At 60.7% G+C, this 16,334-nt stretch carries 15 protein-coding genes; 9 read left to right on the top strand and 6 right to left on the bottom strand.

Annotation, left to right across the window (positions count from 1 at the left end):
• Positions 1-73: 73 nt before the first annotated feature.
• Entirely contained in the window at positions 74-1,387 is a 1,314-nt protein-coding gene (locus LOC68_RS16495) for a UDP-glucose dehydrogenase family protein (protein WP_230220752.1), read from the top strand.
• Here LOC68_RS16495 and LOC68_RS16490 read toward each other — a convergent pair.
• Both LOC68_RS16490 and LOC68_RS16485 read right to left on the bottom strand, forming a co-directional pair.
• The gene (locus tag LOC68_RS16490) at positions 1,347-2,018 is read right to left on the bottom strand and encodes a TVP38/TMEM64 family protein (protein ID WP_230220750.1); all 672 of its coding nucleotides are present in this window, start codon (positions 2,016-2,018) and stop codon (positions 1,347-1,349) included. The two genes, LOC68_RS16495 and LOC68_RS16490, sit on opposite strands and share 41 nt — an antisense overlap.
• 80 nt (positions 2,019-2,098) lie before the next feature.
• On the bottom strand, positions 2,099-2,926 hold the full coding sequence (locus tag LOC68_RS16485; RefSeq protein WP_230220748.1) for a ParA family protein: 828 nt from the start codon (positions 2,924-2,926) through the stop codon (positions 2,099-2,101).
• Positions 2,927-3,169: 243 nt separating this feature from the next.
• Between LOC68_RS16485 and nagB the strand changes: the two genes are divergently transcribed.
• Positions 3,170-3,976 carry a glucosamine-6-phosphate deaminase gene (gene nagB / locus LOC68_RS16480; protein WP_315858794.1) on the top strand — a complete coding sequence of 269 codons (807 nt, stop codon included), beginning with the start codon at positions 3,170-3,172 and terminating at the stop codon, positions 3,974-3,976.
• Positions 3,977-3,979: 3 nt separating this feature from the next.
• Here nagB and LOC68_RS16475 read toward each other — a convergent pair whose 3' ends face one another.
• Positions 3,980-5,800: a multiheme c-type cytochrome gene (locus tag LOC68_RS16475; protein ID WP_230220746.1), complete on the bottom strand. Its 1,821-nt coding sequence runs from the start codon at positions 5,798-5,800 to the stop codon at positions 3,980-3,982.
• A gap of 167 nt (positions 5,801-5,967) precedes the next feature.
• Between LOC68_RS16475 and LOC68_RS16470 the strand changes: the two genes are divergently transcribed.
• From LOC68_RS16470 to LOC68_RS16445, 6 genes are all read left to right on the top strand, one after another.
• The gene (locus LOC68_RS16470; protein ID WP_230220744.1) at positions 5,968-7,404 is read left to right on the top strand and encodes a hypothetical protein; all 1,437 of its coding nucleotides are present in this window, start codon (positions 5,968-5,970) and stop codon (positions 7,402-7,404) included.
• Positions 7,405-7,546: 142 nt separating this feature from the next.
• A complete protein-coding gene (gene cutA / locus LOC68_RS16465; protein WP_230220742.1) occupies positions 7,547-7,870 on the top strand; it encodes a divalent-cation tolerance protein CutA in 324 nt (107 codons plus the stop codon).
• Positions 7,867-8,214, top strand: a complete 348-nt coding sequence (locus tag LOC68_RS16460; protein ID WP_230220740.1) for a hypothetical protein — start codon at positions 7,867-7,869, stop codon at positions 8,212-8,214. The genes cutA and LOC68_RS16460 overlap by 4 nt, the downstream gene beginning before the upstream one ends.
• Before the next feature lie 115 nt (positions 8,215-8,329).
• A complete protein-coding gene (locus LOC68_RS16455) occupies positions 8,330-9,196 on the top strand; it encodes a flagellin (protein ID WP_230220738.1) in 867 nt (288 codons plus the stop codon).
• 137 nt (positions 9,197-9,333) lie between these two features.
• On the top strand, positions 9,334-11,751 hold the full coding sequence (locus LOC68_RS16450; RefSeq protein ID WP_230220736.1) for a DUF11 domain-containing protein: 2,418 nt from the start codon (positions 9,334-9,336) through the stop codon (positions 11,749-11,751).
• A 126-nt stretch (positions 11,752-11,877) separates the two neighbouring features.
• The gene (locus LOC68_RS16445; RefSeq protein WP_230220734.1) at positions 11,878-12,342 is read left to right on the top strand and encodes a GNAT family N-acetyltransferase; all 465 of its coding nucleotides are present in this window, start codon (positions 11,878-11,880) and stop codon (positions 12,340-12,342) included.
• Here LOC68_RS16445 and LOC68_RS16440 read toward each other — a convergent pair.
• From LOC68_RS16440 to LOC68_RS16430, 3 genes are all read right to left on the bottom strand, one after another.
• Entirely contained in the window at positions 12,332-12,793 is a 462-nt protein-coding gene (locus LOC68_RS16440; protein WP_230220732.1) for a hypothetical protein, read from the bottom strand. The genes LOC68_RS16445 and LOC68_RS16440 overlap by 11 nt on opposite strands.
• Positions 12,794-12,856: 63 nt before the next feature.
• Positions 12,857-14,230, bottom strand: a complete 1,374-nt coding sequence (locus LOC68_RS16435) for a Gfo/Idh/MocA family protein (RefSeq protein WP_230220730.1) — start codon at positions 14,228-14,230, stop codon at positions 12,857-12,859.
• A gap of 91 nt (positions 14,231-14,321) precedes the next feature.
• The gene (locus LOC68_RS16430) at positions 14,322-15,422 is read right to left on the bottom strand and encodes a hypothetical protein (RefSeq protein WP_230220728.1); all 1,101 of its coding nucleotides are present in this window, start codon (positions 15,420-15,422) and stop codon (positions 14,322-14,324) included.
• 288 nt (positions 15,423-15,710) lie between these two features.
• Between LOC68_RS16430 and LOC68_RS16425 the strand changes: the two genes are divergently transcribed.
• Positions 15,711-16,262: a GspE/PulE/PilB domain-containing protein gene (locus LOC68_RS16425; RefSeq protein WP_230220726.1), complete on the top strand. Its 552-nt coding sequence runs from the start codon at positions 15,711-15,713 to the stop codon at positions 16,260-16,262.
• The last annotated feature ends 72 nt before the right edge of the window (positions 16,263-16,334 follow it).

The following is a 16,334-nucleotide window of genomic DNA, read 5'->3' as shown; positions in this document are numbered from 1 at the left end:
AAGCCCCCAGGCGTGGTAGAATTGACACTTGCGTACATGACTTCCAATTCCTCGTAGGTAGATTCGGCGTCTCATGAAAATCGCCATGGTAGGGACCGGCTACGTCGGTCTGGTGACGGGTACCTGTTTCGCCGACAGCGGCAACATCGTGACCTGCGTTGATATCAACGCGGCCAAAGTCGCAGCTCTGAACGAGGGCAAAATTCCGATCTTTGAGCCGGGCCTCGAAGAACTGGTCGTGCGTAACGCCGAAGCGGGGCGACTGCTGTTCACGACCGATCTCGCCTCCGCCGTCAAAGACGCCGAATTGGTCTATCTCGGCGTCGGTACTCCGCAAGGCGATGACGGCGCCGCCGATCTTTCCGCGCTCTGGGCGGTGGTCGACGGTCTGGCGCCGCATCTAAAGCCCGACGCCGCGGTCGTGATCAAAAGCACCGTGCCGGTTGGTACCAACGCCCAGACCTACGCTCGCTTGCGTGAGCTGACCGGGCGCGATTGCCATGTCGCCAGCAATCCGGAGTTCCTGAAAGAAGGCGCCGCGATCGACGACTTCATGAAACCGGATCGCGTGGTGGTCGGCGTCCGCGATCCGAAGGTCGGCGAAAAGCTCCGTCGTCTTTACGCGCCGTTCCTGCGTACCGAAAAGCCGTTCCTGGTCATGTCGCCCGAAAGCGCCGAGCTGACCAAGTACGTCGCCAACGCGATGCTCGCCACCAAGATCAGCTTCATCAATACGATGGCCAACCTGACCGAAAAGCTCGGCGGCGACATCAACGACGTCCGTCGCGGCATCGGCCACGACAGCCGCATCGGCTTCTCATTCCTCTTCCCCGGCGTCGGTTACGGCGGCAGCTGTTTCCCGAAAGACGTTCGCGCCCTGGAAGCGATGTTCAGCCGCGCCGGCATCGACCCGGTGATGTTGCAGGCGGTCGACGTGATCAACGAAGCTCAGAAGCGGACGTTGCTCGACAAGATCAACGACTTCTACGGCGGCGATCTGGCCGGCAAGACCTTCGCCATCTGGGGTTTGGCGTTCAAACCGCGAACCGACGATATCCGCGAAGCTCCGGCGCTCGTGCTGATCGACGAGCTTTTGAAGGCCGGCGCCAAGGTCCGTGTGCATGATCCGGAAGCGACCGAAAACGTTCGTGCCGCCTACGGGGACAAGCTGTCCTACTTCGATCTGCCGCTCGATACGCTTGACGGCGCCGATGCCCTGGCGATTAACACCGAATGGGCCGAGTTCCGTCAGCCTGACATGAACGAAGTGAAGAAACGGCTGAACGCGCCGGTCGTCTTCGATGGTCGCAATCTGTACGACTGCACAGTGATGCGTGAACTTGGCTTCACGTACTACTCGATTGGTCGCCAGACGGTTCGTCCGTAACGTCTCGCAAGTGACGCCGGAAAAACCAGGTCAACAGCAGCGGCGCCGCGGCGCTGATTCCTGACGCCACCAAGATCCATTCGTGCTGCGCCGCCAGTTCGCCAAACGCGGCGTACGCCAGCGCAATTCCGAGATTGGCCAATAACGTCGGCGGCAGAAATCGCCGCCATTCCAAGCGACTCGCTCCCAAGAGCAGGACCATCGCTTCGGCCAAAATCGGCAGCGCTCGGGTCAGCGCAATGCCCCACGGCCCGATTCGATCGGCGACCTTGCGCATCGCCAGGACATCCTCTTCTTTCGAGTAGCGCCGCACGATCGGGTCGCCGAACTTCCGCGCCAGCCAGAATGCGACCACCGCGCCGGCAGTCATCCCGGCCCAACAGACGAGGGTCGCCAAGAGCATTCCGAGCTGCGATCCGGCCAGCGTACTAACGACGCTCGACGGAACCGGCAAAAAGATATCGGTCGCCAAGAGGGTGAAGACGATCAGCGCCGTCACCAGCGGAGTCGGCGGGTGCTCGCTCCACTGGGCGATCACCGCTTCCGCTTCGGTTTCCCAGAACAATAGCGGGACGATCGGCGCCAACAGGACGATGCCGATCAAAAACAACCATTTCAAAAAGGTACGCACGTCGCCGGTCGCTTGCGCTAGTCGAGGAAGAAACGATCTATTCTAACTCGATCGACGCCAAGCGTGACCGCCGCTTGGTACTACGCGGCGCCCGCCAATTTCGGTTGATCGGCGTTGGCCATCGGGATACCGAGGACCTCGCGAGCCAGGTTCGCGTAATCTTCGGAGCCGTTCGAGTCGGCGTCGTACTCGAAGATCGACTGTCCAAAGCTCGGGGCCTCGGCCAGACGGATGTTGCGGCGAATGCGGGTCTTGAAGACCTTCGCGTCGGCCCAGGCCGTATTCGCACCGGCGCCTTCGCCAAAGAATTGATCAACGTCGCCGGCCACTTCGCCAGCCAGACGCGTGCTCGATTCAAACAAGCAAAGGACAACGCCGGTCAGACGGAGATTGTTGTTGATGCGGCGAGCGACGATGTCGACCGTTCGCAGCAGCTTGCTCAAACCGTGCAGCGCCAGGAAGTGCGGCTGCAGCGGCAAAAAGACTTCGGTCACCGCGGCCAAAGCGTTGAGGGTCAACACCCCCAGGCTCGGCGGGCAATCGACAATCAGGTAGTCGAACTCCATGTCGTCCGCTTCCAGCTTGTCGTACAGGATCACTTCGCGACCGACTTCGCCGGCCAGTTCCATTTCGGCGGCGGCCAGATCAAGATGGGCCGGGACGACCCAGAGGTTTTCGGCAACCTGCTTGCGGACGTCCGCCAACGACGCGTCCCCAACCAAAACTTCATAGATCGATTCGTGCCCGGTGGCGACGCCCAAACCGAGGTGCAGCGAAGCGTGGGCCTGAGGATCGAGATCGATCACGCAGACGCGCATTCCGGCGCGAGCCAAACCAGCGGCTAGATTGACGGCGGTCGTCGTTTTTCCGACGCCACCCTTTTGATTCAGTACAGCGATCGATCGCATGGTCGAAACCTCCTTGTTTTGGCCTGCGCACTACTTGGGCGGGCGATTATAGCCAGCCTCGGGGTTTGCTCGCCAGATGAATTCTGCGCCTAATTTTGTCGGGTTTTTGCAGTCTCTTTTGTTTGCCCCATCGAGCGCGTATTATCAAAGTTCTCGCTTTGTCCGCCGATCTGGATCAGGGCGAGGTCCGCCGCTTCCCTTTCATGCGAGCCTCGTTCGCCCCACACGCTAGGAGTATTCCCCGTGCGCGTCATCATCGAATCGACCCCCGAAGCCGCTAGCCGCCGTGCCGCCCAAATGGTCGCACGTTTGGTCCGCCAAAAGCCGGTTTGCACCCTGGGGCTAGCAACCGGGGGGACCCCGCTGAAGCTTTACGGCGAACTGATCCGGATGCATCAGGAGGAAGGGCTCGACTTCTCCCGCGTGACGACGTTCAACCTGGACGAGTACGTCGGCTTACCCCCCTCGCATGAACAAAGCTATCGCTACTTCATGCAGAAGAACCTGTTCGACCACATCAACGTCGACGTTCGCAACACCAACGTCCCCGACGGACGCGCCCTCGACTTTGAAAAGTCTGGCGAACGTTACGAGCAGCTGATCGCCGACGCCGGCGGGATCGAACTGCAAGTCCTGGGAATCGGCACCGACGGCCATATCGCGTTCAACGAACCTGGCTCGTCGCTCGGCAGCCGCACTCGCTTGAAGACGCTGGCGCCGGAGACGGTTCGCGACAACGCCCGCTTCTTCGGCAGCGAAAAGGCGGTTCCCAAGCTGGCGATCACGATGGGGGTCGGTACGATTCTCGAATCGCGTCGCTGTCTGCTGCTCGCCTTTGGGGAAAACAAGGCGGATGCGATCGCGGCGACGGTCGAAGGGCCGGTCACCGCTCAGGTCACCGCCAGCGCATTGCAGCTGCATCGCGAAGTGGTGATCGTCCTCGACGAAGCGGCCGCGTCGAAACTGGCCCGGCGTGAATACTACGAGGAAGTGGAGAACGCCCACCGGATGCTCGAAACGGGGAAGCTCCCCTGGATCGAAGAAGCGTAACGGTTATTCGCCCAGATTGACCGGCCGCTCATCCCGCAGCAAATGGAGCAGCTCGATCCGATCCTCGTCGAGCTTCCCCTCGGAGTTGATCAGCAGTTCCTGGCGGCGAATCGCTTCTGGCTTCGCCGCAGCGTTCCACTGCGCTAGGAGCGCGGCCGCTCGCTCTCGCAGCGCCGCTTCATTGGCCAGCGAGTCATACGCAAAATCGGCGTAGCCCGGCAGCTGCCCAACCGTCTCTCCCGCCACAAACCGGACTGCCGCGTACGGATCATCCAACAGCTGCGCCACGAACGGCGCCATCCAAGCGGTTCCGCTCGCCTCTTGCGCCGCCGGCCAGCTGTAATGCCACGCCAATAGCGCCCGCTGCCCGGCATCGCCGCGAACAATCCAGAGGATCGAAGCGGCGACTTGCTGCTCGTCTTCCGGCAATTGCGGCGGCTCTTGACCAAACCACGCGTGCAGATGTTCCGCCGACCAGCCGAGGCTTTTGTCCAAATGGCACAGATTACAGGCATTCGGCCGCGTCGAGTTCCAGTCGATCGACTGACTCATCGGCGTTACCCGCGGGCTATCGATCCAATGGCTTCGCGACGCTTTCAGCAGCCCAAACGCCGTGTGCGGCATGTGACAGTTCACGCACTGGCTGCCGCTGGAGTTGATCCCATGATGCGTATGCGCAGGGACGTCGTCGGCGATCTTTGTATGGCACTGCGTACAGGCCTGATTGGTCAGCGCGTCGGAGCGAAGCTGATCATTGGCCCATTCTTTGGCCGGGCGAGGATCATCGGTCGCTTGATGCAATTGATGGCAAGTGACGCAAGAGATTTCCCCCTGCTGAAAACACTGCGAAGCACGCAGACCTGTGTATTCGCGTCCCGAAACGCGCACCATTCCATCGGCCCAGAACTGTTCGATCGATCCTTCGACCATCAACTTCTTCGCTTGCGCCAGATCGTCGCCGGGGCGAAAGCTGCAACCTTCCTGCGCCATGCGATGCGCTTGATCGTCGTCGAAGGTGGTGTGGACGCTATGGCATTGCCCGCACACTTCGGACGAGCGCTGGTGCGTCAGTTTCGCCGGATTGACGATCCCCTCTTCCCCTTTGCCGGCTCGTGCGGCGACGACATGCGCTTCGCCAGGGCCGTGACACGCTTCGCATGAGATCCCCAGCTCCGCAACTTCCGCGGGACGCTGCAAATCAAACTGGTGCGAGCGGGGATGGGTCGTATGACATTGAACGCAGCGATGACTCCACGTCGGTCGTCGCGCCACCGAATCTCGCGGCGGCGTCACGAAGATCGCATCGACCGGCATCCATTTCGACGCCCGCACTTGATACGCCCACGGAAACATCCGGAGCGAACCGTCATCGCTCGGGAACCAATAAACTTGTTCGTTGTGCGAACCGGTCGCCATCACGATCGGACGTTCGATTCGCGGCGTCGCTGCGGCGTCGCCATAGACGTTCGGCATCTCGATCCAGTGCTGACCGTCACGCTCAAAGACGCGATAGTCTTGATCGTAAAGGGTCATCGTCCGTCCATCGAACGGCGCCAGGATCGACTCGCTATCGGCCAACTGCGTCATGCGGCGATGATGCGACGCGTCCCAAGATTTGCACTGCGCCGCGTGACATTCCAGGCACGACTTCGACCCCACATATCCGTCGGCGGCGACTAGCTGCGGCAAGTCGACCGGTGGAGAGACGCGAGTCACTTTCGGACCATCAGCCGCGGTCCAGGCGCATGCTAGCAAGATCGCACCCAGAAACAGGGCGAAGATCAGCAGAGCAGATCGAAATTGCGCTGGGGACGAAGCGTGCATCACAGGCTTTGCTAGCAAAAACGGGCTGTTTCCTTATTGTAAGTCGCTCTGGCGCTGATTGTCGGCCGATTTCTCGGAATATGCTTCACGTTCGATACGACCGGATTCCGAAAAATGACGACGGGTTATGCGCGGGGAGCTCGCGAATTCCAGAAAGGGGGTAAGAAATGCTCGTCATCGTCAGTGATCTTCATTTGACCGATGGAACGACGGCGCGCACGCTTGATGCGGATGCGTTTCGGATGTTCGTCGAACGAATGCAGGATATGGCGGTCCGCGCCTCATGGCGGTCCGACGATCGCTATCGCCCCTTGGACGGAATCGACATCGTTCTGCTGGGCGACGTGCTGGATCTGGTGAACAGCGCCGCCTGGCTGTCAGGCCTGGTCCGTCCCTGGTCAAGCGCCGTCGCAACCGCCGAACAAACGGCGACGATCGTCGACGACGTACTCCAGCACAACCACGAATCGATCGAAATGCTCGAGTCGCTCGCCAATCGAGGCGCGATTCGCATTCCGATGGCGACCAACGACGGCAAGCCGGCGTTCGACGTTCCGCTGCAACCAGTTCCGGTACGTCTCTACTACATGGTCGGCGACGCCGATTGGCTTCTCTATCGCAGCGGCGACGCGATAACCGCGATTCGTCGCAAGATCTGCCAGGCGATGGGACTGACCAACGCACCCGACGCTCCGTTTCCACATGATCCGAGCGAGTGCCCGCAGTTGGCCCGCACCCTTTCGAAACATCGCGTCTACGCTCGCCATGGCGACATCTTTGATCCGCTCAGCTTTCGCGGGCGACGGGATGAGAGCAGCCTGGCCGATGCGATCGTGATCGAAGGAGCGATGCGGTTCGTCCAATCGGCGGCGGAGAAGTTCGGCAAAGAGCTGCCGCTGGATCTGATCCTGGCGCTCGAAGAGCTGACGGACGTTCGCCCGCTGACGATCATGCCTACGATGCTGGTTAACGCGATTCAGCGCAGCTGCGGCGCCAAGCGATCGCTGCAGTACGAACTGCGGACCCTCTGGGATGAGCAGATCGAACAGATGCTGGACGCCTCCTGGTTTCGCTCGCAACGTTGGAGCGATTCGATCAACATCGATCAGTTGGCGGGCCAGTTCCTGCTCCATCGCAACGCGGAACTGCGTCACGAAGATTCGCTGCTCGCTAACGCGCTCACCGAATCGGAATTTCGCAATCGTCGCGCCAAGTACGTCGTGTATGGTCACACGCACCGCACGGTGGCGACCCCGATGGAAGCGAGCTACGCCGACGGATTCGTGCTGAATCAGATTTATTTCAACAGCGGATCGTGGCGCCGCACCTACGATGCGGCGACGTTGGCCCAACCTGGGGGACAACTGGTCGCCAGCGATTCGATTAATCTGTTGGCCTTCTACCAGGGGGACGAACGTCATGGTCGTCCGTACGAGACCTGGTCGACCATGCTCGGGTCCGCTTCTTCGACAATCCGCCAGGTGCGGATCGATGGAGCCGAAACGGCTTCGCCAATAGGGTCGATTTCCTCGTCGAAATCGCCGAAAATGGATCGCCCCCACTTCTTTCAGTCGGGAAGCGGCGCTTCTCGATTCGCGCACTAGATCGCTCCCTCGTTAAGAAACCGCCCCAAGGGGTTCGGCAATCCGCAGCCAGGAATCGCTGGGGGATCGCCTATTAGAAGAGTAGATTATTAGAAGTAACCCACCTTCCTCGTTCGTCCCCTCCAACGGCGAGTTTCCAATCATGGAAGCCATCATCATTTACACCACGGCTGCGAGCATGGAAGAAGCGCAGCACATCGCTGACGCGCTCGTCGGCCAACAACTTGCGGCCAGCGTGCAGATCATGCCCGGCGTTCGCAGCGTCTACAACTGGCAAGGGAAGATCGCCCAATCGGACGAAGTTCTTTGCATCATCAAGACCGAAGCGAAACGTTTCAAAGAGATCGCCCTCGCGATTGAACAGATCCACTCCTACGAAGTCCCCGAGCTAATCGCCGTGCCGATCGTCCATGGCTCGATCGACTACCTCAGCTGGCTCAACGATCAGGTCGGAACCGAATCTTGATTGACAGTTTTCCGATCTCGCTTCATCCGGATCCGACATCCGGATTGTTCCCGGTCAGCTTCGAACAAGTCGAAGCGATCTGGTCCGAGTGGCCGCGGATGTTCTTTGAACCGGACGGATCGTTCGTCTGGGTCGCCGACGACGAAAGTTGGCAACTCGACGGCGTCGTCTACGATCGAGACGACCATGTCCTCCGGGTCGATCTGACCGGCGTCTACTCTGCAGCGCCACTAGAGCAGCTGGTGCGCACGCTAGGTTGGCCCGAGGCGAACTTGCGCGTCGAACGGGTTCAAGACGGCCAGTTCGTCGACTTCGCCGAGTTTCTCCGCGGCCTCGCTTCTTAAGACGCCGCCGGCGCAATCGGCACTTTCGGCAAAACCATGCCGCCAAGAATGCTACGTTTCCTGGTGAAGCGTTCTCTTCTCTCTTCTTGGCGCATTCACGGTGGGCGACTTGCCGATGAACCCCGTCTCCAGCTATTCCAGCGCTTATCTGACTGTCGGTAGCGCCGTCAATCGAAACTTCAATTCGATGCTCAATGCGATTGCGCGCCTCTCCACCGGACAGCGGATCAACCGCGCCAGTGATGACCCGGCCGCACTGCTTGCTGCGGCGGCCGTGAAGGCGCAGATCACGACGCGTGACGCGCTGCAGCGTGCGAGCCTGCGCACCAGCGCGCTGATCGACGTCGCCGATGGCGGACTGGCCGAGGTCTCGCGCCTCACCAACGAGATCCGCGGCAATCTGATCACCGCCGCCAACAGCACGACGACCGACGCCGAGCGGGCCGCGTTGCAATTGGAGATCGACGGCGCCATCGACGCGATCGATCAGGTGGGACAACTCACCTACAACAACAAGCCGGTCTTCAGCGGCGAGACGCTGAACGTCAACTACGGCGCGGACCTGACCACTTGGTCCCAGCTATATCTCCCCAAGATCGACGCCGAAACGCTCGGCGGCGAAGATGGGGTGCTGGCCGATCTGCGGTCCGGCGGCCAGTATGACCTCGAAAGCGGCGACCTCGCGTCGGCCCTGAAGGCGCTCGACGGCGTCCAGTCGCGGATCATCTACAACCGAGCCGAATACGCCGCGTTCGACAAATACTCGCAAGACTCCATCTACGAGTTGCTCGCCAACCAGCAGATTCAATTGCAGTCGATCTACAGCGAACTGATGGATACCGACTACGTCAGCGAGACTGCCGAGCTTACCCGCAGCGCCATCCTGGCCCAAAGCTCGCTTACCGCCTACAAGTCGCTAATCGCCGTCGCCAAGACGCAAGAGGCGATGCTCGACGCCCTGTTCGACCTCAATCGACGCTAGCAGTCGCACGATGTCGGCAAAGCGTGGCCAATTCTTGAATTGATCTTTGCCCGCTATCGCGATTTTGTTAGGTAAGCAATTCCCGCCAGGAGTGCGGACCCACCAAATCGAGAAATCCCCTTGCCGGCATGGATGCCATGAAGAATCTCTACCTCCGCTTTACCGCTATTGGCAGCGTCGCCTCGTTGGGCGTCGCCGCGATCGTGCAATCGGTTTTGTCGACGGCTCACACTGCCGCAGAGCCCTTGGTCGACGCCGCCCAAGAGAATGTAGCGGCCCTGGTCGAATCTTCGACATCCGCCGCCACGGAAGAAATCGGACGCTACGTTCCGTCGATCGTCCGGGCGAACAACGAAAACGACGAACCCGAAACCAAACCGGCGACCACTCCGCCGCCGCCCGCTTCGCATCGCTTCTCGCTGGGCGATAGCACGCCGACTCCAGCCGCCGCGACTCCGGCTCCGACCACCGGTTCCAGCCGATTCCTGGGCGATTCGGGCAGTAGCGCCGCTCCCACGCCGGCCCCGGTGACGATCGGCGATACGCCGAAACCGCCGGTCAGCCGCTTCAGCCTCGGCGACAGCACGCCGACTCCGGCTGCCGCTACGCCTGCAACTTCGACTCCCGCGCCGTCGACCGGTTCGCGGTTCCAGCTCGGCGATTCGACCCCGACTCCGTCGGCAGCTCCGGCAACGCCCGCCGCTGTTCCGACCCCGGCGCCTTCGCGATTTGCGACCACTCCGGCCGCCGAAACTCCGGCTGCGGCTCCGATGCCTTCGGCGATGTCGGCCGAACCGGAAGCTGCCGCTGCGGCCGAGGCGACCACGCCGACCCCGGTACCGACCGTCGCTTCGAATCCCCGTTTCTCAGCTCCGCCCATTGGCGGCGGCAGCGCCGAGCCGACCGCGCCGGCGCCGAGCAGTCGCTTCCAGTTCAGCAGCTCCGGCGGCGAAAGCGCTCCGCCGATCAGCTCGACTCCCGCGCCGGTCAGCAGCATGCCGAGTACGACTCCGGCCGCGACCGACCGTTACCCTGCCCCGGCTTCGATCGGCGGCGTCGTTCCAGTGACGCCGGAAAGCTATCCGGCGCCGCGCTCGACTCCTAGCTACGGCGCGATGAGCGACAACCAACTCGGCGGCGCTCCCGCGGCCAGCGGTAGCGGCAAGCCGGGCGACGTCAAACTCGAAGGCCTCCAACAACCGTCGATCACGCTGGAGAAGCGAGCCCCGGCCGAAATCCAAGTCGGCAAAGCGGCCACCTTCTCGCTGATCGTCAAGAACGTCGGTGCAGCGACCGCCCATGACGTAGTGATTCGCGATTCGGTTCCGGCCGGTACCGCGCTGGTCAACACGACCCCGGTCGCGGAATCGGGCGTCGGCGGCGAACTTCTCTGGAAGATCGGCCAGATCGCTCCCGGCGAAGAAAAACGTCTGTCGATGGAACTGATGCCGCAGACCGAAGGGGACGTCGGTAGCGTCGCGACCGTTTCGTTCGCCGCTCATGCGACCGTCCGCTCCCGCGTCACCAAACCGGAACTGACCATCGAACAAACCGCGGCGCCGACCGTCTTGATCGGCGACAACCTCCTGCTCGCGATCACCGTCAGCAACCCCGGCACCGGTCCTGCGACCGGCGTCGTGCTGGAAGAAGTCGTTCCGGCCAACTTCACTCACCCGGCCGGCAGCGAACTCGAATTTGAAATCGGCACCCTCAAGCCGGGCGAGACCCGTAGCCTTGAGCTGGTCCTGAAAGCCTCCAAGGCTGGCCAGACGCAGAACGTCCTCGGCATTCGCGGCGACGGCAATCTGCAAACGCAAACCGAACTGAACGTCGAAGTGATCGCGCCGGAACTGCAAGTTTCGATGGTCGGTCCGAAGCTTCGCTATCTTGATCGCCCCGCCAAGTACCAGGTTTCGATCAGCAACCCGGGGACCGCTCCGGCGCAGAACATCGACCTGATCACCTACTTGCCGAAGGGAATGAAATTCGTCGACGCCAACAACGCCGGCCAGTATGACGCCAACCAACATGCAATCTTCTGGAACCTGGAAGAGTTGCCCCCGGCGCAAAGCGGCACGGTCGAATTGACCGCGTTGCCGATCGAAGCGGGCGACCAAAAGATCCGGGTCGAAGGTTCGGCTCGCATGGGACTGGCCGCGCAGAACGAAACGCTGGTTCAGGTCGAAGGCATCGTCGCCCTCTTCTTTGAAGTGGTCGACCAGGCCGACCCGATCGAACTCGGCAAAGACACCACCTACGACGTCCGCGTCGTCAACCAAGGCTCGAAGACCGCCACCAACGTCCGCGTCGCCGCGATCTTGCCGCCGGGGATGCAAGGAGTCGACGCCAGCGGCGCCGCCAAGGGCCTGGTCAGCGGCAGCGAAGTCGTCTTTGAACCGCTCGCTCGCTTGCTGCCGAAGGGAGAAGAAACCTTCCGCATCAAAGTGAAAGGGATCGCAGCCGGCGACCAACGCATCAAAGTGCAGGTCTCCAGCGACGAAATCCCGCAGCCGATCACCAAGGAAGAAAGCACCCGCGTCTATTCCGACCGGTAACTTTCCACCAACATCAAAACCATCACCACGCCGTGGGAAGCGATTGCTGACCGCGGCGTTTTTTGTGCGCACTTGGCGACTTTTGTGGCGCCTCGTCGATGTCGCAGACCACGCTAAAATGAAGAGATGAACAACGACGCTTCCCCCTGGAAAACCCGAGTCGCCGGACGTCCGGATCGACCCGCCTGCGCGAAGATCTTCTACGCTTCGCGGCGGTCGGCGTTTTTCTGGATGCCGAACGATAAGATCCGGTTTGACGATTTTGATCAGGCGACCGACGGCGAACCGATCTGGGTCGCCGAGCGGAATCGGCGAATCGTGGGGTTCGTCTCGTGGTGGCCGCCGGAGAACTTCATCCACAACCTGTTCGTGGCGCCGGAGTATCAGCGGATGGGAGTTGGCCGGGCGCTGCTCGACGCCTGTCTGGCCCAGATCGGTCGGCCGGCCCGGCTGAAGTGTTCGACCGCCAACGCGAATGCGCTGCAGTTTTACGAGCGGCTCGGGTGGCGCTGCGAGGAGCAGTCGACCAGCCCCGAAGGTCCCTATTGGCTGATGATGCTCGACAGCGCCTCCGCAGAGGCTACGACCTGATCGTCGCCAGATCGGCCAACAGTGCGGCCCGATTGTCATCGTCGCCGACATGCGACGCTCTCAAATTCGCTTCGGCCAGACAGTGCTGCATTTCGCCTTTGTCGCCGAGAACGGTGGCGGCTCGCGCCAAACATTCGTAGGCGTAGCCGACCAGAAACGGATCGTCCGCCGGACTCGCCTCCAAACACATCTGGCCGAATCGCGTCGCCAGGCTTCCTTCTCCGATGAGCGCGAAAACTCGCGACAGTTGCCAATAGCCAATCGAGAGATTCTTGGGAGTGCAGTCTTCCCGCTCGGTCCAGTGCCAGACCGAAGCGGCCGCTCGAAGCAGCATCTGCACTTCTTCTTCCTTGGTCCGCTCCGTCTTGTCGATCAGGTCCCATGTGCTGTTGAAGCAGTGGGCGGCAAAGTGACGATGAGCGAGCGATTTGTCGAAGCCTGGGTCGTTCATGTTTCTCTCGCAGAAAAGGAGAGAGCCGCGTACGGCATACGCGGCTCTCCAATTGCTCGGGCTTTAGACGTCGGCCGGATGGCGCCACATCTCGCGATACGGCTTTCGCAACAGTGCGGTCGCTTCGTCGTCGCCGGTGATCACGCGCTGCTGCGGATCATATCGCAGCGGGCGCCCGTCGAGTCCCATGCTGAGATTCGCCAGCAGACAGCTTGCGGTCGAGATATGCCCCTGTTCGATGTCGGCGATCGGGCGACCGCGGTTTTCGATCGCTTCCAGGAAGTTCTGCATATGCAACCGGGTCGCCGGAGCAGCGTTCATTTCGATATCCTTCTCGGTCAGATCTTCGGGGAACTTTTCCCGCTCGAAGAAGCAATCGAAGTGGAGCGGTTTGCCTCCTCCATGCGGAATGAAGTCGGCCCGCATCGTGCTCGCCTTCAGCGTTCCCTTTTCGCCGTAAATGAACAGGGCCCACGGATAATCGGGGTCAGGCGGCGTTCCCCAGCTGCGATGGGTCCAAACCGCATCAAAGTCATCGAACGCAAAGGTCGCCGTCTGCGTATCGGCGATGTTCGACTTCCCTTCCTTCTGCACGTAGATGCCGCCGTTGGAAGTGATCTGATTCGGCCAGCCAAGTCCCAGCATCCAGCGGGCCGTGTCGAGCATGTGCACGCACATGTCTCCCATGATCCCGTTGCCATACTCCATGAAAGTCCGCCACCAGCGGCGATGCGGAATTCCATCGTAAGGGCGCAGCGGCGCGGGACCGGTCCACATCTCGTAGTCGAGAAAATCAGGAACCGGCTCCAGCGGCGGATTGCCGTTCGCCCGCATGTGATAGTAGCAGCACATCTCGACATGGCCGATCTTGCCGAGGAGTCCCGCTTCAATCACTTCGCGTTTGGCGTCGATCAAGTGCGGCGTGCTCTTCCGCTGCGTTCCGATCTGCACGACGCGGCCAAGCTTTCGCGCGGCGTCGACCATCGCTTCGCCTTCGCGGACGTCGCGGCTGATCGGCTTCTGGCAATAGACGTCGGCGCCAGATTCCATCGCGGCGATCGCATGCAGCGCGTGCCAATGGTCCGGCGAACCGACCAGGACGATGTCGAGATCCTGCTCCTTCAGCATCTCGCGATAGTCGCCATAGGTCCGCGGCTTCTTCTTTGAGGTTTGCCGCTGCGCCGCGATCTCCACCGCGCCGGCCAACATGTTTTGATCGACGTCGCAGATCGAGACGACGTCGACCGGAGCGACCTGAATCAACCGCCACAAGTCGCTTTTGCCATACCAACCGGCCCCGATCAGACCGACCCGTTTCGGCTTATCGGCCGCTGCGGCGTAGGCACGGCTATGGAGCGAAGCAAGGGTCAGCGCGGCGGCGCTGGACGTAAGAAACTGACGACGAGGCAGGGAAAGAGACGAGCGGGACTTCTCCACGGGGCGTTCTCCAAAAGACGGGGCAGACAAGGTGAACGCCTTCTATGGTATTCGACCGCAAAGGGGTTGTCGCCTCTCTCCTGGAGGCGATCTAGTCGGTCGCCTCCCGTTTTTCCTCTTCGTCGCTCTTTTCCTCCTCCTCGGCCCCCGGTTTCTTCGGCGGTTTGTTTTGCAGTTCTTTGAACAGTCCCGGCAATTGATCCGGGGTGATCGTCTCATCTTCGTTGACGTAGGTCACCCGGGCGAATCCGGCTCGCATCACCGGCAGGTCGCGATCGGCCTTGAAGGTCAACTCGTCGGCAGTCGGCTCGCGGCATTCGACCGTCTTTAGTTCCCAGAGCAGAACGTAGGGAAAATTCGGCGCGCCTCGGTTCGCCAGACGCCTTGCGGATTCGAGGTCAAACTCCGGATGGACAATGAGAATTTTTTTGGGAAACATGCCGACGCCGTCGATCCTGGCAACGTCCAAGACGTACATACGCCACTTGCGCCATGCCGTTCCCTCGGATTTTCGGTACGAATAGTCGACGTATGTGGGACAACCATAGTTCCGCATCTCAAATTCGATCGTCACGTTTCGATCGGGGGTGATGATGCGAAACTGTTCCAGCTTCAGCCGTTCGTCCTGCGAGCGTTCGAGGGAGACTTGCGGCTTCGGCATGTTAGCGCCCACTTCCGAATCCCGTTCCAGAACGAGTTGCGACAGCAATTCCGGCAGCCGCGTATTCAGTTCCCCTTCGACGATATGAAACAACGACAGGGGATCCATGCGAGGATGACAGCCGTCGTTCGGCGCCGAAGTGATCACCGCATTTTTTTGGATCCGCATTTCATAGCCGGGGTAGCGAATCAGCGCTTCGGTATAGATCACCGGTCCATAGGCGAAGTGGGTCCCTTGCTCCCAATTTGATTCCCCCTCCTGGCGAAAGTCGTAGAGCTCGATCGGCCCCTTCTTCGCCCAGACTCCATGACCAACGCCGTTTAGCTTTTGAAAACTGACGTTTCTGAAATCTTTGTCGGAAGTCGCATGCCCAATCTTGACGTCGAATTCGCAGTACAGATTGTCAAACGCCGCGACGTTCGCCGCGGTCTTCTCGGCCAGTTGATCGAGCGTCGGCCCCGCTTCTTCCGCATGGGCGCAGATCGCCGCCCAACAGCAAACGACGAAGGCGCCAAGAATTCTCCGCAGCATCACGTATGTCTCCTGGCCTGGGAGAGTCCATCGAGGGAAATGGGAGAGGTACCGGTATCATAGCCGCCGGCAGATTGGATGTCAGCAAAAATGAGATTCGATCTTCGCTGTGAATATCGAAAGTAGAGGTGATAGCAACATCGATCTTCATACGACAAGCGTACGATGACGTGAGCCCGTTTCCTGCGAACTTTCGTCGACCAAACGCTTGCCTTCCCTCCCTATCTTATTGTTAGAATCGGGGAGACGGGTAATAGAGGTTCTCAGTTCCAACGCGAAAGGGGATCGATGTTATCTTCCACTCTTGCATCTCCCTATCGGGATCTTGTCGAAGTTCTGCCGGAGTCGACCGCGCGCAGATTCCACATCGCGCCGATGCGATTCCAGAACGAGCAACTGCTGGTCGGCGCCGATTCGCCCCCCGACGAACAAGCGATTTCCCAGATGCTGTTCTTTCGCAGGACGGTATTACGCTTCGTCCGGCGAACCGATGCGTGGATCGACGCCCGGATCAACGAACTGTATGGCGATCCGCCGCTTGACGACCAACGAAGCGAATCGAAGAGCTCTTCGTGTTGGTACCGACCGATGTTTTATTGGTGGGAAGGTCGTCAGTTGATGATCCGCTGCGGCGGTTGGTCCGACGAGAATGGGAGCCCGGTCCACTGGAGCGGCGCCCAGCCGTTGCCACCGGAGCATCCCGATTTTTTGATGTGGCTCTGGCTCGTCCATCAGCCGCAGTTTCGTCGCTCGATCGAAGAAAGCGAGCTTCCCGCGATTCGCCGCATCTTTCAGCGTCTGCTGAAAAAGCGGGGGCCGGTTCAATTCAAAGCGGTGTGAACGGTCTCCGAATCCCTAGCCTTGGCGCCATGCTCTTACCGCGTCTTCGCGGAAAGAGCATGTCTTTGCCCC

This window comes from Blastopirellula sediminis (assembly GCF_020966755.1).
Taxonomy (GTDB): domain Bacteria; phylum Planctomycetota; class Planctomycetia; order Pirellulales; family Pirellulaceae; genus Blastopirellula; species Blastopirellula sediminis.
The sequence above is the reverse complement of the archived record's forward strand: the minus strand, read 5'-3'. Positions and strand labels throughout refer to the sequence as shown.

Coding starts and splice junctions, on each gene's coding strand:
- LOC68_RS16495 (WP_230220752.1), top strand. CDS start 74: ATGAAAATCGCCATGGTAGGGACCGGCTACGTCGGTCTGGTGACGGGT.
- LOC68_RS16485 (WP_230220748.1), bottom strand. CDS start 2,926: ATGCGATCGATCGCTGTACTGAATCAAAAGGGTGGCGTCGGAAAAACG.
- LOC68_RS16475 (WP_230220746.1), bottom strand. CDS start 5,800: ATGCACGCTTCGTCCCCAGCGCAATTTCGATCTGCTCTGCTGATCTTC.
- LOC68_RS16470 (WP_230220744.1), top strand. CDS start 5,968: ATGCTCGTCATCGTCAGTGATCTTCATTTGACCGATGGAACGACGGCG.
- cutA (WP_230220742.1), top strand. CDS start 7,547: ATGGAAGCCATCATCATTTACACCACGGCTGCGAGCATGGAAGAAGCG.
- LOC68_RS16455 (WP_230220738.1), top strand. CDS start 8,330: ATGAACCCCGTCTCCAGCTATTCCAGCGCTTATCTGACTGTCGGTAGC.
- LOC68_RS16450 (WP_230220736.1), top strand. CDS start 9,334: ATGAAGAATCTCTACCTCCGCTTTACCGCTATTGGCAGCGTCGCCTCG.
- LOC68_RS16445 (WP_230220734.1), top strand. CDS start 11,878: ATGAACAACGACGCTTCCCCCTGGAAAACCCGAGTCGCCGGACGTCCG.
- LOC68_RS16440 (WP_230220732.1), bottom strand. CDS start 12,793: ATGAACGACCCAGGCTTCGACAAATCGCTCGCTCATCGTCACTTTGCC.
- LOC68_RS16430 (WP_230220728.1), bottom strand. CDS start 15,422: ATGCTGCGGAGAATTCTTGGCGCCTTCGTCGTTTGCTGTTGGGCGGCG.
- LOC68_RS16425 (WP_230220726.1), top strand. CDS start 15,711: ATGTTATCTTCCACTCTTGCATCTCCCTATCGGGATCTTGTCGAAGTT.